The following is a 19160-nucleotide window of genomic DNA, read 5'->3' as shown; positions in this document are numbered from 1 at the left end:
CGGGCATCACTTTGTGGGAGGCAGCTTGCTGGCGACTGCTACGCAGAATTTGTGCCTGTCCTACGCGCTGCCGTGCTCGTTTTCATATCGATCCAGCGTATCCCTGGCAATCTCACGACCCAGCGCGATCAGCTCCGGGGCCTTGTAGAACTCGAAGAACCGACAGACCCGCTTGGGAACGTTGATCAGGATATCCGGCGGGTAACCGGCAATCTTGTACTGCGCCAGAGAGGTCTGCATCACTTCGAAACTCTGGTTGATCAGATCCAGCAATGAAGCAGGCCCCACATTGTCGATAATGACCGAGCCGCTGGCCGATTTCGGAGCACCGGAAGCCAGAGGTGCCGCGGCGGGTTGCTGGCTCAGCGGGTCGGCGGGCTCTTCGCCCAGCCAGGGATTTTCGATAAGTGCTGCCGAGGATTTCAAGCGGTTCGATCCTCCATCGACGGCTTCGAGCTTGCGCCGGAACGGCAGGCGCGAGCCCAGTGAGCTGATCAGCGAATCGACACGCTTTTTCACGGCTGGCGGACGTTCAATGGTCGGTAACTGATACTGCTGCTGATTGGTGGCATTGAGGTTGATTGCCACGATCAGATCACAGTGGCTGGAAACCACCGGGACGATAGGCAACGGATTGAGCAATCCGCCATCCACCAGCATCCGGCCACCCTGCATGACCGGGGTAAACAGGCTTGGAATCGCTGCCGAGGCGCGCATGGCCTGATGCAGGCAGCCTTCCTGAAACCAGATTTCCTGCTGGTTGGTGAGGTCGGTCGCTACGGCCGTGTAGGGAATACGCAGGTCTTCGATATTGATCTCGCCGACGATATCGCGAATATGTCCGAACACCTTCTCGCCACGAATCGCCCCCAGCCGGAAACTCACGTCCACCAGCCGCAACACATCCAGGTAATCGAGGCTTTCGATCCATTTGCGATACTGTTCCAGCTTGCCAGCGGCATAGATACCGCCCACCACGGCACCCATCGAGCAGCCTGCAATGCAGGAAATCTCATAATTACGCCGCTCCAGCTCCTCGATCACGCCGATGTGGGCATAACCACGAGCACCGCCGGAGCCCAGCACCAGTGCTATTCGTTTCTTCATCTGAACGCTCCTGACAGGTATCGATCCATGACGGGGTGATGCAGAATGCCATGCAATGAAAACAGTTGCTTACGGCACTTTTAGTGGCCTGCATCGTCAAAGTCGCACACTCTATTTTTTACGTCTGAGGTAACACCCCATGAAAGCCTGGATCTGTTTGCCATTGTTCATCGTGGTCCTTGCAGGTTGTGCCGGCAAGACCGGGTATCGGGATAGCTGTGCCAGTCAGCTCGACAGCGCCTGGCAGGAACTGGATCTGGCCAAGGCCGAAGGTTTTGCCGGGACGGTCAGTTACTCCAAGGCTTTGTCGCTCCTGACCGGTGCCAAGACCCAGCAGCAGTTCGAAGCGTTTGAAGGTTGTACGCAAAAGGCCGAAAAAGCACGCTTCTATATTCGTGAGTCCCGCGCCGGTCGCTGATTCCGCTTGGCGGATGAATTCGCTCCCGCGTCGTCTGGAGGAGCGAATTCATTCGCGAACAACCATCTCATATCTCCCGCAGCAATTCTCCTATCTCTTCTGGCGAAAAGGCCTACGCTAACCTTACAGTGGTCGTGCGTGATGGCATCGTTTGCAGTCCCAATGGCTTTATGAGCAGTCGGCTGGAGAGGCTTTCAGATGGGCAGAAAACTCGATGCATGTCTCAGTGCCATAAACGAAGTGGTGCTGGGCAAGGAAGGGCAGGTGCGTCTGGCAATGACGTGCCTGCTGGGTGGCGGTCATCTGTTGATCGAGGACTTGCCGGGTATGGGCAAGACCACCCTCAGCCATGCTCTGGCGCGGATTCTGGGCTTGAGCTATCAGCGTATCCAGTTCACCTCGGACCTGTTGCCCGGCGATATTCTGGGTACTTCAGTGTTCGATCGCGATACCGGACAGTTCACCTTTCATCCGGGGCCGATCTTCGCCGAACTGGTGCTGGCCGACGAAATCAACCGGGCGACGCCCAAGAGTCAGAGTGCCTTGCTGGAGGCGATGGAAGAAGGTCAGGTTTCCATCGAGGGCGCGACGCGGCTGCTGCCTGATCCGTTTTTTGTGATCGCGACCCAGAACCCGTTCAGTTCCGGCGGCACCTTTGCCTTGCCCGAGTCGCAGCTGGATCGTTTCCTGATGCGCATTTCCATGGGCTATCCCGCCAGAACCGCTGAAAAAGCCCTGCTGCTGGGCCAGTCCCGACGCGAACTGATGCCGCGCTTGCAACCGATACTCAATCATGCCGAACTGGGCCTGTTGCAGGCCCAGGCGCGGCAGGTACGGGTCAGCGATGCGCTGGTGGACTATGTCTTGCGCCTGGTGGATGCCACACGGAGTCAGCCACAGTTCGCCTATGGCCTTTCGCCGCGTGCCAGCCTGGCAATTGTTTCGGCGGCGCGGGCCTGGGCCCTGTTGCTGGGTCGCGACTATGTGATTCCGGAAGATGTGCAGGCGGTGCTGCCATCGGTGGTCGGTCATCGTCTGCGCGAGCGCAGTGACCCGACCGGCCATGGCGGCGGGGCGCTGGTGCAGTGGTTGCTGCGTGAGGTGCCAGTGCTTTGATCCCGCAGCTCAAACCTCTCTGGCAGCGCTGGCTGGGGCGACGGATTCCGCCGGCGGCGCGAGTCAAACTGGATCATCGGCGCATTTTCATCCTGCCGACCCGCACCGGCGCGACGTTCGCGCTGGTGGTGTTTCTGATGCTGCTGGTATCCATCAATTATCAGAACAGCCTGGCTTATGGCCTGACCTTTCTACTGTTGTCGGTGGGAATACTGGCCATCCTGCATACCTATCGCAATCTGGGCGGGCTGGTGCTCAGTGCCGGTCTGGCGCGTTCGGTGTTTGTCGGTGAGCCGGTACAGTTGCGCCTGCGTCTGGAAAGTGCCGGGCATGCCCATCAGGCCCTCGGGCTGGGCTGGAATGCGCAAACGCTGCAGCCTGGCGATGTGTCGGCCGAAGGTCTGACGGAGGTGGAACTGACACTGCCTGCGGAAACCCGAGGCTGGCTGCGTGCCCCCCGCTTGCGCGTCGAAAGCGTGTTTCCGCTGGGGATTTTCCGCGCCTGGAGCTGGCTGGATCTGGAGCAGACGGTATTGATTTATCCCCGTCCGATACCGGGCGCGATGCCGTTGCTGCAAGGCGTGCAGCCCCATGCCCAGGACGATGGTCAGGCGACTCGGGGGGCAGGGGTGGATGACTATCAGGGCTTGCGCAGCTACCAGCCCGGGGATAACCGCCGACGCCTGCACTGGAAGGCGTATTCCCGAGGTCAGGGTTTGCTGGTCAAGGACTTCACCGATTTGAGCGGCCATGAACTGTGTCTGGATTTCATGGCTCTGGGGGGCGATATCGAGGAGCGCCTTTCGCGTCTGTGTTACTGGGTGCTGGAACTGTCACAGCGTCAGCAGCCGTTTGCCTTGCGTCTGCCGGGTTTCCTGTCGGCGGTAGACAGCAGCGACGCCCATCGCGAGGCCTGCCTGCGCGAACTGGCACTGTTCGGCAATCGCTCATGAACAGCGTCAGTCTCGGACAACCCGTTCCGCGTCCCGGTCTGATCTGGCTGTTACTGGCCCAGGCTCTGGTCATCCTGCCTTTCATCACTCACCTGCCGGTATCCATCATCCTGCTGTGGCTGGGATGCATGACCTGGCGTGTGCAAGTCATGCGCATGCGGGCACGCATGCCGGGCAACTGGGTGAAATCGGGGTTGTTGGTGGGGACGGCAGGCGGTGTGTATCTGGCGCGTGGCAGTCTGGTAGGGCTCGATGCCGGGGCCGCACTGCTGATCGCCGCCTTTGTGCTCAAGATGCTGGAGATGCAGACCCGTCGCGACGCGCTGGTCCTGATTTTTCTCGGGTTCTTCTGTGTGGTGGTGGGGTATCTGTTCGAGGACAACCTGCTCTGGGCGCTATTGAGTCTGCTGCCGATTGCTGCCTTGCTGGCATCGCTGATCGGTCTGCAACAGTCTGATCTGGCCAGCAAGCCCGTCAACAGCCTGAAACTGAGCCTCAAACTCATGGCTCAGGCCGTGCCGCTGATGTTGTTGCTGTTTCTGTTCTTTCCGCGTCTCGATCCGTTATGGGCACTGCCGCAGCCGAGCAACAAGGGCGTGACCGGCCTGTCCGACAGCATGTCGCCGGGGGACCTGACCGAATTGAGCAAGTCGCCAGCCCTGGTGTTTCGTGCCAGCTTCGAGGGGCCGGTACCGGCGCGCAATCAGTTGTACTGGCGTAGCCTGACCCTTGAGCAGTTCGACGGGCGTCGCTGGTCGCAATCGTTGCGCGCCCAGACGGTACAGGTGCCGCAGTGGCAAAAACGCGGGGATGCAATCGCCTACAGCATCGTTATGGAGCCCAGCGGACGTCCCTGGCTGCCGATTCTCGATGTCGGCGAAACGCCCCTGGCGGAGGTGCGCCAGATGAGCGATTTCCGTTTGCAGCGCAGACGTCCGGTCGATCAGTCCCTGATGTTCGCCGTGACCTCATGGCCGCTGGCGGTTCGTGACGCGCAACTGACCGAAAACATTCAGCGTCAGGATCTGCAATTGCCCGCCAAGGGCAATGATCAGGCCCGGCAGTGGGCCAGGGACCTGTCGCGCCGTTATACGAAGCCCGATGCCCTGGTGGAAGCCATGCAGCGGTATTTTCGCGAAGAGTCGTTTCATTACACCCTCAAGCCCACGACGCTGGGGATCGACAGCATCGATGATTTCCTGTTTGTCAGCCGGCAGGGGTTCTGTGGCCATTACGCCGGAGCCATGACGTTTGTACTGCGGGCGGCGGGGATTCCGGCACGGGTAGTGGCAGGCTATCAGGGCGGCGAGTTTAATCCGGATGGCCAGTACCTGACCGTGCGCCAGTTCGACGCCCATGCCTGGGTCGAATACTGGCAGCCGGACGTCGGCTGGCGCAGTGTCGATCCCACCGCTGCCGTTGCGCCCGAGCGTATCGAGCAGGGACTGGAGCAGGCATTGGCCGCCGATGAGGCCTTCCTGCAGGATTCCCCCATGTCGGCGTTGCGTTATCGAGACGTGGCCTGGCTCAATTCGCTGCGCCTGAGCTGGGACAGCCTCAATTACGGCTGGCAACGCTGGGTGCTGGGCTATCAGGGCCAACAGCAGTTGCAGGTGCTGGGGCGCTGGTTCTCGGGTTTTCAGGTGCCGGTTTTCGTGGGGGGTGTCCTGAGTGTTCTGGCACTGATAGCCTTGTGGCTGTTCAAACCCTGGCAGCGGGAAAGTGACTCGCAGCTTCGTCTGTTCATGGCGTTCGAGCGGCTGCTGGCGCGACATGGGCTGCGGCGCATGCCGGGTGAGGGGGCCGAAGCCTTCTGCCGCCGCGCCGTGCTGTTTTTTCCTCGCCATGCCGATGTCATCGAAGCCTTTGTCCAGGAGTTCCAGGCCCAGCGCTATGGCGCAAACGGTGCGTCGGTGAGTGAGCTGCGCCGCTGTCTCAAAGAGTTGCGCCGTCGCTTGCCGTGGCGCCTGGCACCCTTGAAGGGCAGCCATTCATAAATCGTTTTTCAGAGGATGCGGGCATGTCGTCGATGGTGAACCATCTGATCGCCGAAATCATTGCGCTGGACGTCAAGTTGATCGCCTGTCAGGCACGTGTGGCAGTCTCCACCGACAGTGAAGCACTGCACGATCTGCGTACTACGGTTCGTCGCCTGCGCAGTTTGTTGCGTCCATTGCGCGAGCTGCCCGGGGCCGAGCCGCTGGAAGAGGCCGCCAAGGCGGTTGGCCAGTTGACGACGCCTTTGCGCGACATGCAGGTCCTGGCCGGGTTTCTCGCCAAAAAGGGTCTGGACGAAGCAGCGGACAGGCGTCACGAGTATCTGGACAAGGCCTGCCCGAAAGTGGCGAGGTCTGCAGAGCTGCTCAGGCTGCTCGCCTTGCTCGATCAGTTTCCGGCCATGTTGCGCATGCAGGAACGCCAGGGTGGCCTGGGTGATCTGCGCAAGATCATTGAAAAACGCATGGACAAACAATGGCAGAAGCTGCGCGTGGCCATGGCCGATCCGGGCCATGACCGCCACGACCTGCGCTTGCTTATCAAGCGTGTGCGCTATGCCGCCGAGGCTTACCCGCAACTCAGTCATCAGCCCAAAAAACTTCAGGCCAGGCTCAAGGCTGCCCAGAGTGAACTGGGCAACTGGCACGATCATTTGCAGTGGTTGGCACAGGCTGGGCAGGAGGCAGACCTGGCACCCTGCATTGCGGGCTGGCAGATCGGAATCGTGCGCGCAGAGCGCAAGGCCGAAATTGCCCTGGAGCGCCTGGCCAGAGACTGTTTCTGATGACGGGTGTCATTCAAGCCGCAAATATGGCTGATACGGCGTATGTCAGCGGGCAGCGGGGTCGTTAAGATCGCGGTCTGTCAGCTTCTTCCTACGCCGGGGTATCAATGAATTTTTCCGAGCTGCTCAACGCGGTGCGCGACAACCCGCAGTCTGTCACCATCCCGGCTTTGTGGTCCCAGGGGCGCGCCTGCTTTGGCGGGCTGATGGCGGCCCTGCAATATGAGGCCATGCGCGGCCGTGTATCCCAGGACAGACCGGTGCGTTCCCTGGCAATCACCTTTGTCGGACCCGCCGAGCCAGGCGTGCCGATCTCCTTCGAGGTGGAGATACTGCGAGAGGGCAAGGCGGTCAGTCAGGTGTTGGGGCGAGCGATGCAGAACGGGCAGGTGATGACCCTGATGCAGGGCAGTTTCGGCGCTGCGCGTGAGTCGGTGGTTGCGGTGACGGCTGATCCGGCTCCCGAGCTCAAGGCACTGGAGCATTGCCCGGCACTGCCTTTTATCAGCGGCGTCATGCCCGAGTACATGCGTTTCATGGAAGTGCGCTGGGCGCTGGGTGGTCTGCCGTTCAGCAATACCCGGTCACCCGCGATTGGCGGTTATGTGCGTTTTCGCGATGAAATCGAGCCTCAGCCACTGACCGAGGCACACATTCTGGCGATGGTCGATACCTGGCCGCCTGCGCTGCTGCCACATCTGAGCAAACCCGCTCCCGGCAGTTCACTGACCTGGACCATCGAGTTTGTGCAGCCACAACCCGCCTTGAACACGCTTGACTGGTGCAGTTACCGCGCCGTGATCGAACATGCCCGCGACGGTTATGGCCATACCGCCGCGATGTTGTGGGCTCCTGATGGTCAACTGGTAGCAATCAGCAGGCAGACGGTCACGGTTTTCGGTTGAGCCATTTTATCGTCGGTGTCTCTCTTTATCGGTGATGCCTCTGCTTCCAGGCCCGCCACCATGCGCCACTCAGCAGGAAGCGTGGAAAGGTCACGAACTGCTCGGTCAGCAGACGTTTTACGGCATCGCTTCTGTCGCTGAAAGGCTCTGGCGCCCGGGCCTCCAGAGAGTGGCCGTGACGCTGGAAGCCCAAGGCGGCGATCAGGCCGATGATGCCAATGGCAATCGAGGAAAAGCTCAGGGAGAAGATCCCGTCGAGCAACAGCAGGACCGCAATGATAAACAGGGGCACGGCAATCAGGTGCAGGACAAGATTGGCCGGATGCTGATGATTGTCGGCATAGCCGCGCCATTGCCAGGCGGGGAGATTGGGAAGTCGCTTGCCCATACTACGGTCCTCTTCAAGACATATTTCAATGCCTGAAGAATAGGCTTGGCTCCGTTGGTCCGCGAGCCAAGCCTGACTATCGGTGCGATAGACCTTTACAGCTTGAGCTGGCCGATGGCTTTGCTCAGTTCGCCGGCCAGAGTGGCCAGATCGTCACTGGTGGATGCCGACTCCACGGTCTGGGTGACGGTGCGCTCGGTGACATCGCGAATGCTGACCACGGCGCGGTTCATTTCCTCGGCCACCTGGCTTTGTTGCTGGGCCGCCACGGCGATCTGGGTATTGCTTTCACGCATCTGCGCCACGGCACCGGCGATGGCCGCCAGTGCTTCGCCGGCTTCCTGCGCCTGTTGCACGCACTCGTCGGCCTTGTAGGAGCTGTCCTGCATGAAATCCACGGCATCGCGGGTTCCGGCCTGCAGGGCTGAAACCATACCGGTGATTTCGTCGGTGGACGTCTGCACCCGTTTGGCCAGATTGCGGACTTCATCGGCAACCACGGCGAAACCACGCCCCATTTCTCCGGCGCGTGCCGCTTCGATGGCTGCGTTGAGGGCCAGCAGGTTGGTCTGTTCGGCGATGCTGTGGATCACGTTGACCACGCCATTGATTTTCTGACTGTCTTCGGCAAGACGCTGGATCATCTGCGCGGTCTGCTGCACACCGCTGGAAAGACCGGCAATGGAAACCTGGACCCGGTCGACCACGGTCTTGCCGCTGCCCGCCAGATGATCTGCGGTCTGGGACTGATCCCGTGTGGTGCTGGCGTGCTGGGCAATATGGTGAACAGTGGCTGTCATCTCGTTGATCGCGGTGGCGACCTGATCGGTTTCGCTTTGTTGGCCGAGCATGCCGTGGCGGACATCCTTCATGCCGGAGGCCAGGTGTGCTGCGCCTTCATCCAGGCGGGTGGCGGTCTGCGAGACGGTGTTGACCACCCGCTGGTAGCCCGCCTGCATGGCGTTGAAAGCCTTGGCCATCTGCCCGACTTCATCGGCGCTGCCGTTGGGAACCCGGGCAGACAGATCGCCGCTTTTCTCGACATGCAGCATCACATCCTTGAGGGTGTTGAGCTGTGTGAGGATGAAGCGGATCAATAATTGCGAAGCACAGAGCATCGCGATCATCAGCACGAATACCGCTATGGCGTAATTGGCGAAGCGGTCTTCGAGCACTTGCAAGGCAGTGGGTGCCTGAGCCAGCACGGCAACACGCTGGCCGTCGGCACGGCTGACGACTTGTGCGCCGACCAGAGATTGTTCGCCTGCCTGTTTATCCAGGGCTACCCAGCCCGTGGCATTGCTCAGCTCGGGCAAGGGCTGGTTGTTCAGGCTGGGCGTCTGGCCCTGGGTGTAAGTCAGGATATTGGCCGAGGAGGGCAAGGGTTGCGCGGCGGGCCATGCGCCAATCAGGCGGGCATGTGCCTGGGCGGCGTCTCTGGCGGTTTCCTGGCGGGCCTGTTGCTCCAGTTCCACGGCGTAAATCACCAGGAGCAGGGTGGTAATGAATGCGACCGCGTTGACGGCCCAGAACTTGTACTTCAGTGAGAGGTTGCTAAGCAATGAGCCCATGAGTGGTCTTCTTTTGGTTGATCGTTAGAGATGTGCAGCAAGGTGCCATCACGATGCCTCAGCCATCAAACAAGAAGTTGATACGGGTCAAGGTAACGTCACATTTCCCCGGCTGGCTCCACGAAATCCGGCAGACCAAAGAAGTCTCTGGCGCAGATTGTGGTATGGCTGGCCAGGTCGGCCTGACTTTCGTTGCGGTGCAAGGCTACTTCACGCAGGACTTCGGGCAGATACGCCGGTTCGTTGCGACCGTTTTTCGGCTTGGGTCGCAGGCTGCGTGGCAGCAGATAAGGCGCATCGCTTTCCAGCATCAGGCGGCCACGGGGAATATTATGGACCAGCGGGTGCAGATGGGTTCCCCGACGTTCGTCGCAGATCCAGCCGGTGATGCCGATGTGCAGGTCCATATCCAGATAACTGAACAGGGCCTTCTGCTCCCCGGTAAAGCAGTGCACCACCGCCGCAGGCAGGCGATCGCGGTAGTCGCGCAGGATTTCCAGTAGGCGCTGGCTGGCATCGCGCTCATGCAGAAAGACCGGCAATTGCAGCTCCACGGCCAGTGCCAGATGGGCTTCAAGCACTTTTTCCTGCTGGGGGCGAGGCGAGAAATCCCGGTTGAAATCCAGCCCGCATTCACCGACTGCACGCACGCGAGATTCCTTGAGCAGCGCCCGCAACTTTTGCTCGGTGTCCTGGGTCCAATCGCTCGCCGAATGGGGGTGAATGCCAGCCGTGGAGAACAGCCGCAGAGCGCTTTCATCCAGTTCATGGCAGAGCTCCAGAGCCTGTTCGCTGCCCTCGACACTGGTGCCGGTGACGACCAGTTGTGACACGCCGGCGGCATAGGCCCGGTCGAGTACCGCCTGTCGCTGCGAATCGAAGCTTGCGTTGGTGAGATTGACGCCGATGTCGATGAGTTGCATGGTGCTACCTCCAGCCGAAGGCTGCCGAGGATATCAGAGCTTCGGTAATAACAAGAAAATGCTGTGTATTCAGCAGGTTAAACCTGACGGTTTAACGATTTTGTATGTAGTGCGTCCCTGAACAACCCTTTTTTCTGTCTTTTCATGGCATTTCCCCGGAGCGTGAATGATCGTCCGAGCCCTGCTTTTGCCCATCGTTTGCCTCCTGGCGTTGTCGCCCTTGTCAGCGGCTGCCCGCCAGGTCGGACCGGAGGCTGCGCAGCACAAGACCCAGGCGCGGGACCTGGAGGCCATTCGCAGCAGCAAGGTATTGCGGGTGCTGGTCAATCAGAGCCGCAACAGCTCGGGAGACGTCAAGGGACAGGAAATCGGCATCGAATATCAACGTCTGCAAGCCTTCGAACAATACCTCAATGGTCATGCCCGAAACGGCCAGAAAGTCACGTTCAAGATCATCCCCAAGGCCAAGAATCAGTTGCTCGCCGCCCTGCAACGCGGCGAGGGCGATCTGGTGGCGCCCGGTGAATTGCTCGATACCTCCAGTGCCAGGGGCGTCGATGCCGGTGAGCCGATCATCCGTGATGTGCCACTGATCCTGGTGGGTGTCAGGGGCGGGCGCAGCTACCGAAATGTCGAACAACTGTCAGGACGCACCCTGAGCCTGCCGGCCGGCAGCATGGCCGACGAAGCGCTGTATCAGGTGAATCAGCAACTGGCATTGCGCAAGCTGGCACCGGTACGTATCGAATGGGTCGACCCCAGCCTTGCCGTGGAAGACGTGCTGGAAATGGTTCAGGCGGGTATCTATCCCCTGACGCTGGTGGAGCAACCCATTGCCGAGCGCTGGGCCAGAGTCATGCCCAGGCTGCGTCTGGACCGCAGCCTGACCTTGCGCACTCACGACAATATCAGCTGGTTCGTGCGCCAGGACGCAACCCGCTTGCGCGCCAGTGTCGATGACTTCCTCAAGACCTATAAGGCTCCCGCCAATCAGGATCTGGCTTTCGAGAAGGCCTACAAGAACACCTATCGGGTCAACAACCCTCTGGTACGCACCAATCTTCAGCGCCTGGAAAAACTGCGACCCATGCTGCAACGCCATGCCGATGCTCAGGACATGGACTGGCTGGATCTGGCAGCGCTGGCATTCAAGGAGTCGAAGCTGGACCCGGCGGCCAAGGGCAGCGGCGGGGCGACGGGCTTGCTGCAGATCACGCCGTCGGCGGCAAAACGGGTCGGTGTTTCCGATATCCAGAATGCCGACAGGAATGTGCAGGCCGGTGCCCGTTACATGGCCCTGATCCGCAGCAAGTATTTCGCCAGCCCCAGAGTCAACGAACGCGAGCGCATGGCCTTTGTGCTGGCGGCCTACAACCTGGGGCCGGAGCGTGTACAGAGCATGCGTGACGAGGCGCGCCGTCGTGGACTCAACCCCAATCAATGGTTTTTCCAGACCGAACGTATCGCCATGGAGCAGGGCAGTGCCAATGTCGTCAGCTTCGTAAACAGTGTGAACAAGTACTACCTGGCGTTTGATCGTGAGCGTGGTGCGCTGGAGAAAGAAACGTCCGAAAAGTCAGTGATTCGAAGATAAATCGAATAATTCGATTGTTATGCTGCGGTTTTTGCGATTTTAATATTGGTTGATTTGATTATGATGGCGCCACTCCCACTTAATCGGTAACGGAACAACTCACCATGAACGCAACCATCAAATCGGTACTCTCCACTCGCGCTGGCTATGGCCTGACAGTCTTGCGCATTATCGTCGGCATCATCTTCATCGCTCACGGCAGCCAGAAACTGTTCGGTGCATTCGGTGGTTATGGTCTGGAAGGTACGGCGCAGTTCATGGCCAGCCAGGGGCTGAATCCGGGTTATCTGATGGCGCTGCTGTCGGGCAGTGTCGAGTTCTTCGGTGGTCTGGCGGTGCTGATCGGTCTGCTGGTCCGTCCTGCTGCCCTGGGGTTGTCGGTGCTGTTGCTGGTGGCGATTTTCTCGGTGCATATCGGCAACGGGCTGTTCATGGCCAACAATGGTTACGAGTTCGCCCTGGCCCTGCTTGGCGGTTCCATCGCGATACTGATCGAAGGTGCAGGCAAACTCTCGGCGGATCGCGCCATCGCCAACTGAACAGCGGCATGGGCATCGGCAAAGGCTCGCCTTGTGAAAGGCGGGCCTTTCTGGTTGATGGCATTTGACAATTAACCAGCGGCTTCTCTACGATGCTGGCCAGGCGCCGATTTAACAACTACTTGCGGGGCGCCAGGCAAGGCCAGAACCTTGTCGAAATACCGCTAAAACGTTGGTTCGGTGTTGCCTCCCACCGCTGCCCAGCGGAACTCCCGAGGCTGAGACAAGACACCATGAACAACCTGCGCCCCCTCGCTCGCCTGTCCCCGATCACCACTGTGCTGTCGCGCAAGAATCCGAAAATCCTGCTGGGCGGTTCGCATCAACCGACGCTGTTGCGTTATCTGGATGGCTGGCCTCGGCGTCGCGGCGGCTCCTGTGCCTTTCTCATTCAATTTGCCGATACGACCCAATCGCTGGCTCATTACGCCAATGACCAGTTCGATCTGGCGGTGATTCAGACACCGGATGCCGACAACGTCGAGCAGGTCATCCGCGATCTGACGCGCATTGCCCGTCAGGGGCTGATCACCCTCGGCTGACAAACCCCGGAACTCGCGTTATTCCCCGCGCTATCAAGCGCTTCAAGCCTTCCCGGAACGGGTTGCGATTGTGCAATCCGTGACCGTTCATTCCCTGAATGCTCGATTGACCTCAGTGTTTCCGTGCTTCAGTCGATAGCCGTTGTGTAGTGCAAATCCCCGACAGCGTTTTACAACGCTGGAACCCGCGCGTGACTTCGACCACTCATCGCCTGTCCTTGCCATGTCTGATCGTATCTCACCGACTTTTCGTACAAAGCCTGACGCACCGATTTTTCGCATAAATAGACCAACACAAAACGAGAAAGGGATCGTCTCAAAAAAGGCCCTGAACGGCTGTCGCTAAAATTTAGTGAACGAGAATCTGATGAACATATTGAGCCCTGCCGTTTACGTCACAAACCGTGTCCGCTTTCCCATAAAGTTTTTTATCCTTGGTGTCATTGTCCTCATCCCTCTGCTTTTTCTCGGTATCCGGGTCATGCAGACGCTCAATGCCAGCATCGATACGCTGAGTCATGAGCAGGTCGGCCAGAAATACCTGGTGGACGTTACGCCTGTACTGCGCCTGTCCATGATGCAGCGGGCCTTGACCCACAGCATGCTCAGCGGCAATGAAGCTGCAAAGGCCGATGTCGCTCGCAATGCTGAGAAGCTTGAACAGGCTTTCAATGAACTGGCGGTTCTGGATGGCAAGGTCGGCAAAGACCTGGAAACCGCAGACCGTGTGCAGAGACTGCGTGCCGATACCCGCGAACTGATCGAGCGAGCCAAGAACGGTGGGGATCCATTGACCATTTTCAGCGCCTGGAACGATCAGTTGACCAAGGTGCTGGGCTTTATCTATTACATTTCGGCCACTTCCGGAATGATTCTGGACGAAGACTATGGCTCGTTGTTTCTGATCGACCTGAGCACCTTGCGGTTGCCCAGACAGATCAACGTCATCGGACAGGTCCGCGGCCTGGCCAACGGTTTCAGCGCTGATCGCCAGATTGACGAGACGACCCGCGCCTTTACCCTGAACCTGATGAAGCAGGAAGCCCAGATTCGCCAGGAATTGCAGCAGAGTCTGCGCCTGCTGCGTCGCGAAGAGCCTGAACTGACGGATGTGGTGGAGCAACCCGTTAACGTGGCCATCAACGATCTGGAAAGCCTGAGCCGCGATCTGCTGGACTACCTGGATCCGGCCAAACGCTCGAATGTAAATGCCAATACGCTCGGTGAGCGTGGCAATGCCGTGGTCGCGCAGTTCTACAAGGCCCAGGAGCAGATGCAGGCTTCTCTGCAGAACCAGCTCGCCACACGCCTGCATGATCGCAACAATGAGCGCATGTTCTTTATCGGCCTGTTCGTCGTTCTCGGCGTCTTGCTGCTGTACGCCTTTGCAGGCATTTACAGTGCTCTTCGCAGCGCTGTGGAAGAGTTGCTGAGCGTGACGGCCCGTATCGCTCAGGGCGATCTGACTGCACGTGTACAGGTGAGCAGTCGTGACGAGATCGGTGACGTCGGTAAGGGTCTCAACAGCATGGTCGAAGCGTTCTCTCAATCCCTAAGCCAGGTCGAGCGCAGCTCGCATTCGGTCTCCGAGTCCGCGCAACGTCTGGAGCGCTCGATCAGTCAGGCCAAGCAATCCATGGATGCCCAACAGGCCGAGACCGAACAGGTCGCCACCGCCATCAACGAAATGACCACCAGCGTTGCCGATGTGGCGCAGAACACCGAAGGTGCCGCACGTGCTGCCGAAGCGGCCAGCAATGCTTCCGCCAAGGGCCTGAAAGTCATGGGTGACACCCGGGCAACCATCGAAGCATTGGTCAATGAAGTTCAGCTCAGTGGCCAGAAAGTCGAAGCTCTGGCGACTCATAGCCAGGAAATCGGCGGTGTGATCGAGGTGATTCGCACCATCGCCGACCAGACCAACCTGCTGGCGTTGAACGCGGCCATTGAAGCGGCGCGGGCCGGTGAGCAGGGTCGGGGCTTTGCGGTGGTCGCAGACGAAGTGCGGACTCTGGCGTCGCGTACCCAGAACTCCACCGAGGAAATTCGTCGCATCATTCAGCAACTGCAGGAGGCGACCGACGAAGCCGTGCAGCAGATGAAAGCCGGCCAGGGCCGTGCCCATGCGTGTCTGGAGGCCTCCGAACAGGCTTCGGGAACCTTGCAGCAGATCAACGAAGCCGTAGACGGAATCGTCGGCATGAACACCCAGATCGCCAGTGCTGCCGTGCAGCAGCATTCCGTTTCGGAAGACATCAACCGTAACGTCATGGGCATCCGCAACAGCAGCCAAGTGGTGATGGGCGGTGTGAGCGACAACGCCACAACCGCAGACGAGCTATCTTCACTGGCCAGCGAACTGCGCTCCGTGGTCAGCCGCTTCCAGTTTGCCTGAGTTCCACAGGCCTTTCAGTCCCCTGAAAGGCCTGCTCATCCTGCTTGTTGCTTGTTGCTTGTTGCTTGTTGCTTGTTGCTTGCAGCTTGCAGCTTGCAGCTTGCAGCTCCCAACTTCTACTATCATCCCCCTGTTTTTTCGACCCCACTGCCGACATTCGCTAGTGAGAATCCTCTTTTGCCTACAAACATCATTACAACTGAAGGTCATGAGGCTCTGAAAAAGGAGCTGGATTACCTGTGGCGGGAAAAGCGTCCCGATACCACCCGCAAGGTCACCTGGGCGGCATCGCTGGGAGACCGTAGTGAAAATGCCGACTATCAGTACAACAAGAAACTGCTTCGCGAGATCGACCGCAGGGTTCGCTACCTTCGCAAGCGGTTGGAGGATGTGCGAGTCGTTGCCTATTCCCCCGAGCAGGAAGGCAAAGTCTTTTTCGGGGCCTGGGTGGAGATCGAAAACGAGGCGGGTGAGCTCAAGAAATTCCGTATCGTGGGGTATGACGAGATCTACGGTCGCAACGATTACATCTCCATCGACTCACCCATGGCTCGTGCGTTGCTGAAAAAGGAAGTAGGCGATGAGGCCGTGGTGCAGACACCTGGGGGAGAGGTGCTGTGGTGGATCAATGAGATTACTTATGGCCAGTGATATTTGCTGATGAATCAATTGATGTGGGAGAGGGCTTGCCCGCGACAGTCGCCAGCAAGCTGCCTCCCGCATGTGAATCAACCCTCGCGCAACACCGCCAGCGGGCTGGCATTCAAGGCGCGTCTTGTGCCGAACACACCGGCACCGCCCACCAGCAGCGCACCAATCAGTGGCAGCAGCAACAGCCAGGGATGCGGTTGCCAGGCCAGATCGAAGGCATAGCGGTACAGGACCAGACTGACCAGCTCGCAACCCAGCGCAGCCAGCAGGCCGCTGGCCGCACCCAGCAGACCGAACTCGATGCGGCGCGACTTGATCAGCAGCGTGCGTTCGGCACCCAGTGCACGCAACAGGGCACCCTGGCGGATACGTTCGTCCAGAGTGGCCTGCAAACCCGAGAACAGTACGGCAATACCCGCCGCCAGCACGAACAGCAGCACGAACTGCACCGCCAGGGTCACTTGGTCCAGGATGCTGCGCACCTGTGCCAGCAGAGCTTCCACGCCCAGGATGCTGATGGCCGGGAAGGCGCGGGACAGCTCGACGATCTGCTTGTCCTGGCCGGGCGGCAGATAGAAGCTGGTCAGGTAAGTGGTCGGAAGATCCGCCAGGGTGCCGGGCTGGAAGATCATGAAGAAGTTGGGCTGGAAAGTATCCCAGTTCACGTCCCGCAGGCTGGTGACCACCACTTCGCGAGTCAGGCCGCCGACGATGAAGCTCAGGGTATCCCCCAGCTTGATCCCCAGGCTGTCTGCCAGTTTGGCTTCCACCGAGACTCCAGGCTTGGCGTCAGCAGCGCTAGTCGGTGCCCACCAGTTGCCGGCCGTCAGCCTGTTGCCTTCGGGCAGATCGGCCGCCCAGGTCAGGCTCAGGTCGCGGCGGGTCGCATTTTCGCCCCGTGAATCCTTGGTCACGAAATTGCCGACCGGTTTGCCGTTGATATTCACCAGACGACCCGGCACCACAGGGTATAGCGGGGCGGAGTGGGTCGACAGGCGACTCAGGGTCTGGGCGAAGTTTTCTTTCTCCGATGGCAGCACGTTGAGCACGAAATAGTTCGGTGCATCCTTGGGTAACTGGTTCTGCCAGGTATCGAGCAGTTCGCCGCGCAGCAGAGCGATAAGGCCCATGGACAGCAGAATCAGCCCGAACGCCAGTGATTGACCGGCAGCCGCCAATGGATAGCGCAGCAGTTGGCCCAGGCCCAGGCGCCATGGCAGGGATGCACCGGACAGCAGTCGGCGCAGGCTCTTGAGAGCCAGCAGCAACAGGCTGCCCAGTACCAGTGCAGCAACGATGCCGCCGCCCAGCAGGGCGAAGGTCAGTACCAGATCCAGGCTCAGACGCCACATGATCAGGCCCAGCGCCAGCAATGCAGCGCCGTAGACCAGCCAGGAGCTGGCCGGAATCGGCAGCATGTCACGTCGCAAGACACGCAATGGCGGTACGCGGCCCAGGGCGGCCAGTGGCGGCAGGGCAAAACCGGCCAGAGCAACCAGACCGGTGCCGATCCCGGCGAGAGCGGGCAGCAAGCCTCCAGCGGGGACGGTTGTTGGCAACAGGTTTTGCAGCAGGGCAAACAGCCCCAACTGTGCCAGCCAGCCCAGCAGGGCACCGCTCAAGCTGGCCATCAGGCCAATGATTGCCAGTTGCAGGCTGAACAGGGTCATGGTTTCGCTGCGGGACAGACCCAGGCAGCGCAGCAGCGCACTGGAGTCGAAGCGCCGTGCGGCGAAGCGCGATGCCGAGAGGGCAACGGCGACACCGGCCAGCAGCACCGCCACCAGACTGGCCATGTTCAGGTAACGCTCGGCCTTGCCCAGTGCGCCGCCGATCTGCTGGCTGCCGTCCCGGGCGTCCTTGATTTCCTGATGAGGTTCGAGGCCCGGTTCGATGGCCTTGCGATAGGCGGCCAGCACTTCGGGAGGGCCGCTCCACATTTCCCGGTACTCGACCCGGCTGCCCGGTTGCACGACGCCGGTTGCGGCAAGGTCCTGCAGGTTGATCATCACGCGGGGTGTCAGGCTGTAGAAGTTGCCGGCACGATCAGGCTCGTAGGTGAGGATGCGGGTCAGCTTCAGGGTTCTGGAGCCGACATCGATGCTGTCGCCGACCTTCAGGTTCACGGCCGGCAGCAGACGTGCCTCGACCCAGGCTTCGCCGGGCTCGGGGCCATTACCGATCTGTTCGGGCTGATAGAGGTCGGGGGCGCTTTTCAGGTCGCCGCGCAGCGGATAGGCATCATCCACGGCCTTGATGCTGGAAAGCTGAATGCCGCTGTCGGTGGCGATCACGCTGGAAAACAGCACGATGCGCGCATGGTCGAGCTTGAGCTTTTCGCCAGCTTCGATCTGTTCGGGGCGGGCAGGGCTCGAGCCTTCGAGGATCAGGTCGGCACCGAGAAACTCGGTAGCCCGCAGCATCATGGCGCCGTTGAGACGCGCACCGAAGTAGCCGATGGCAGTACTGGCGGCGACAGCGACCACCAGCGCGAAGAACAATACCCGCAATTCGCCGGCGCGGGCATCGCGCAGCAGTTGGCGGGCGGCAAGGCTGAGCAGGCGCAGAAAGGGCAGGCGTGCCATCAAGGCTCCAGAGGGGCGACCAGTCGCCCACCTTCAAGACGGATCAGGCGTCGGCAGCGATGGGCCAGACGCTCGTCATGGGTGACCAGTACCAGCGTCGTATTGCGCTCCTTGTTCAACTCGAACAACAGATCGCTGATGCGCTCGCCGGTGTGGCTGTCCAGATTGCCGGTGGGTTCGTCGGCGAACAGCACATCCGGGTCGGCGGCGAAGGCGCGGGCAATCGCCACCCGTTGCTGTTCGCCACCGGACAGCTGGCGCGGGGTATGGGTCAGGCGCTTGCCCAGTCCGACACGCTCCAGCAGGCTGCGCGCCTTTTCCCGGGCGTCCTTGCGGCCTTCCAGTTCCATGGGCAGCATGACGTTTTCCAGGGCATTGAGGCTGTCGAGCAACTGGAACGACTGGAAGACAAAGCCGACGTGTTCGGCACGAACCCTGGCACGCTGGTCTTCATCCAGCTCGCTCAGGTTGCGTCCCGAAAGGGTCACGGCACCTGCGCTCGGCAGGTCCAGACCGGCCAGCAGACCCAGCAGGGTGGATTTGCCGGAGCCCGAGGAGCCCACGATGGCCAGCGTATCTCCCTTGTTCAGTTCCAGAGAGAGTTCGTGCAGGATAGTCAGGTCACCTTCGGTGCTGGGGACCACTTTGCTGAGGCTTTGGGCACTGAGAATACTTTCACTCATGGAGAATC

General features: G+C 60.1%; 17 protein-coding genes and 1 pseudogene. 12 read left to right on the top strand and 6 right to left on the bottom strand.

What is annotated here, in order from left to right; genetic code table 11:
- Nucleotides 1-60 precede the first annotated feature (60 nt).
- Entirely contained in the window at nucleotides 61-1107 is a 1047-nt protein-coding gene (locus JSY17_RS16985) for a patatin-like phospholipase family protein (protein ID WP_117186817.1), read from the bottom strand.
- A gap of 139 nt (nucleotides 1108-1246) precedes the next feature.
- Between JSY17_RS16985 and JSY17_RS16980 the strand changes: the two genes are divergently transcribed.
- The 6 genes from JSY17_RS16980 (at nucleotide 1247) to JSY17_RS16955 (ending at nucleotide 7281) form a co-directional block, all read left to right on the top strand.
- Nucleotides 1247-1525 carry a hypothetical protein gene (locus JSY17_RS16980; RefSeq protein WP_025260601.1) on the top strand — a complete coding sequence of 93 codons (279 nt, stop codon included), beginning with the start codon at nucleotides 1247-1249 and terminating at the stop codon, nucleotides 1523-1525.
- A gap of 198 nt (nucleotides 1526-1723) precedes the next feature.
- Complete coding sequence (locus JSY17_RS16975) at nucleotides 1724-2641, top strand: AAA family ATPase (protein WP_117184375.1); 918 nt, start codon at nucleotides 1724-1726, stop codon at nucleotides 2639-2641.
- A complete protein-coding gene (locus JSY17_RS16970; protein ID WP_117186816.1) occupies nucleotides 2638-3594 on the top strand; it encodes a DUF58 domain-containing protein in 957 nt (318 codons plus the stop codon). The genes JSY17_RS16975 and JSY17_RS16970 overlap by 4 nt, the downstream gene beginning before the upstream one ends.
- Nucleotides 3591-5591 (top strand): transglutaminase TgpA family protein, encoded by a 2001-nt coding sequence (locus JSY17_RS16965; RefSeq protein ID WP_206402500.1) that lies wholly within the window; start codon nucleotides 3591-3593, stop codon nucleotides 5589-5591. The genes JSY17_RS16970 and JSY17_RS16965 overlap by 4 nt, the downstream gene beginning before the upstream one ends.
- A 32-nt stretch (nucleotides 5592-5623) precedes the next feature.
- Nucleotides 5624-6376 carry a CHAD domain-containing protein gene (locus JSY17_RS16960; protein ID WP_206402529.1) on the top strand — a complete coding sequence of 251 codons (753 nt, stop codon included), beginning with the start codon at nucleotides 5624-5626 and terminating at the stop codon, nucleotides 6374-6376.
- Between the two features lie 107 nt (nucleotides 6377-6483).
- Nucleotides 6484-7281, top strand: coding sequence for an acyl-CoA thioesterase (locus JSY17_RS16955; protein WP_206402499.1), 798 nt, complete (start codon nucleotides 6484-6486; stop codon nucleotides 7279-7281).
- A gap of 25 nt (nucleotides 7282-7306) precedes the next feature.
- Here the strand turns inward: JSY17_RS16955 and JSY17_RS16950 are convergent, their stop codons facing one another.
- From JSY17_RS16950 to JSY17_RS16940, 3 genes are all read right to left on the bottom strand, one after another.
- Nucleotides 7307-7669 carry an Mpo1-like protein gene (locus tag JSY17_RS16950; RefSeq protein WP_117184380.1) on the bottom strand — a complete coding sequence of 121 codons (363 nt, stop codon included), beginning with the start codon at nucleotides 7667-7669 and terminating at the stop codon, nucleotides 7307-7309.
- A 95-nt stretch (nucleotides 7670-7764) separates the two neighbouring features.
- Complete coding sequence (locus JSY17_RS16945; protein WP_206402498.1) at nucleotides 7765-9240, bottom strand: methyl-accepting chemotaxis protein; 1476 nt, start codon at nucleotides 9238-9240, stop codon at nucleotides 7765-7767.
- A gap of 98 nt (nucleotides 9241-9338) precedes the next feature.
- Nucleotides 9339-10163 carry a TatD family hydrolase gene (locus JSY17_RS16940; protein ID WP_117184382.1) on the bottom strand — a complete coding sequence of 275 codons (825 nt, stop codon included), beginning with the start codon at nucleotides 10161-10163 and terminating at the stop codon, nucleotides 9339-9341.
- A gap of 166 nt (nucleotides 10164-10329) precedes the next feature.
- On the opposite strand from JSY17_RS16940, the gene JSY17_RS16935 reads away from it, so the two are divergent.
- The 6 genes and pseudogenes from JSY17_RS16935 to greB all read left to right on the top strand — a co-directional run bounded on the left by JSY17_RS16935 (nucleotide 10330) and on the right by greB (nucleotide 15884).
- On the top strand, nucleotides 10330-11757 hold the full coding sequence (locus JSY17_RS16935) for an MltF family protein (protein ID WP_232849509.1): 1428 nt from the start codon (nucleotides 10330-10332) through the stop codon (nucleotides 11755-11757).
- Nucleotides 11758-11861: 104 nt separating this feature from the next.
- Nucleotides 11862-12296: a DoxX family protein gene (locus JSY17_RS16930; protein WP_206402497.1), complete on the top strand. Its 435-nt coding sequence runs from the start codon at nucleotides 11862-11864 to the stop codon at nucleotides 12294-12296.
- Between the two features lie 233 nt (nucleotides 12297-12529).
- On the top strand, nucleotides 12530-12838 hold the full coding sequence (locus JSY17_RS16925; protein WP_025260590.1) for a hypothetical protein: 309 nt from the start codon (nucleotides 12530-12532) through the stop codon (nucleotides 12836-12838).
- 367 nt (nucleotides 12839-13205) lie between these two features.
- Nucleotides 13206-14366, top strand: a pseudogene (locus JSY17_RS26085) (HAMP domain-containing protein); the annotation flags it as partial.
- Nucleotides 14367-15233 (top strand): methyl-accepting chemotaxis protein, encoded by an 867-nt coding sequence (locus JSY17_RS26080; protein ID WP_404823387.1) that lies wholly within the window; start codon nucleotides 14367-14369, stop codon nucleotides 15231-15233.
- 177 nt (nucleotides 15234-15410) lie between these two features.
- Nucleotides 15411-15884, top strand: a complete 474-nt coding sequence (gene greB, locus JSY17_RS16915; protein WP_117184385.1) for a transcription elongation factor GreB — start codon at nucleotides 15411-15413, stop codon at nucleotides 15882-15884.
- 77 nt (nucleotides 15885-15961) lie between these two features.
- Here greB and JSY17_RS16910 read toward each other — a convergent pair whose 3' ends face one another.
- Together JSY17_RS16910 and JSY17_RS16905 are read right to left on the bottom strand one after the other, a co-directional pair.
- Entirely contained in the window at nucleotides 15962-18469 is a 2508-nt protein-coding gene (locus tag JSY17_RS16910) for an ABC transporter permease (protein WP_206402494.1), read from the bottom strand.
- Nucleotides 18469-19152: an ABC transporter ATP-binding protein gene (locus tag JSY17_RS16905; RefSeq protein WP_117186808.1), complete on the bottom strand. Its 684-nt coding sequence runs from the start codon at nucleotides 19150-19152 to the stop codon at nucleotides 18469-18471. The genes JSY17_RS16910 and JSY17_RS16905 overlap by 1 nt, the downstream gene beginning before the upstream one ends.
- Nucleotides 19153-19160: the final 8 nt, after the last annotated feature.

The organism is Pseudomonas capsici (assembly GCF_017165765.1).
Classification (GTDB): domain Bacteria; phylum Pseudomonadota; class Gammaproteobacteria; order Pseudomonadales; family Pseudomonadaceae; genus Aquipseudomonas; species Aquipseudomonas capsici.
The sequence above is the reverse complement of the archived record's forward strand: the minus strand, read 5'-3'. Positions and strand labels throughout refer to the sequence as shown.

Coding starts and splice junctions, on each gene's coding strand:
- JSY17_RS16985 (WP_117186817.1), bottom strand. CDS start 1,107: ATGAAGAAACGAATAGCACTGGTGCTGGGCTCCGGCGGTGCTCGTGGT.
- JSY17_RS16980 (WP_025260601.1), top strand. CDS start 1,247: ATGAAAGCCTGGATCTGTTTGCCATTGTTCATCGTGGTCCTTGCAGGT.
- JSY17_RS16975 (WP_117184375.1), top strand. CDS start 1,724: ATGGGCAGAAAACTCGATGCATGTCTCAGTGCCATAAACGAAGTGGTG.
- JSY17_RS16965 (WP_206402500.1), top strand. CDS start 3,591: ATGAACAGCGTCAGTCTCGGACAACCCGTTCCGCGTCCCGGTCTGATC.
- JSY17_RS16960 (WP_206402529.1), top strand. CDS start 5,624: ATGGTGAACCATCTGATCGCCGAAATCATTGCGCTGGACGTCAAGTTG.
- JSY17_RS16955 (WP_206402499.1), top strand. CDS start 6,484: ATGAATTTTTCCGAGCTGCTCAACGCGGTGCGCGACAACCCGCAGTCT.
- JSY17_RS16950 (WP_117184380.1), bottom strand. CDS start 7,669: ATGGGCAAGCGACTTCCCAATCTCCCCGCCTGGCAATGGCGCGGCTAT.
- JSY17_RS16945 (WP_206402498.1), bottom strand. CDS start 9,240: ATGGGCTCATTGCTTAGCAACCTCTCACTGAAGTACAAGTTCTGGGCC.
- JSY17_RS16940 (WP_117184382.1), bottom strand. CDS start 10,163: ATGCAACTCATCGACATCGGCGTCAATCTCACCAACGCAAGCTTCGAT.
- JSY17_RS16935 (WP_232849509.1), top strand. CDS start 10,330: ATGATCGTCCGAGCCCTGCTTTTGCCCATCGTTTGCCTCCTGGCGTTG.
- JSY17_RS16930 (WP_206402497.1), top strand. CDS start 11,862: ATGAACGCAACCATCAAATCGGTACTCTCCACTCGCGCTGGCTATGGC.
- JSY17_RS16925 (WP_025260590.1), top strand. CDS start 12,530: ATGAACAACCTGCGCCCCCTCGCTCGCCTGTCCCCGATCACCACTGTG.
- JSY17_RS26080 (WP_404823387.1), top strand. CDS start 14,367: ATGGTCGAAGCGTTCTCTCAATCCCTAAGCCAGGTCGAGCGCAGCTCG.
- JSY17_RS16910 (WP_206402494.1), bottom strand. CDS start 18,469: ATGGCACGCCTGCCCTTTCTGCGCCTGCTCAGCCTTGCCGCCCGCCAA.
- JSY17_RS16905 (WP_117186808.1), bottom strand. CDS start 19,152: ATGAGTGAAAGTATTCTCAGTGCCCAAAGCCTCAGCAAAGTGGTCCCC.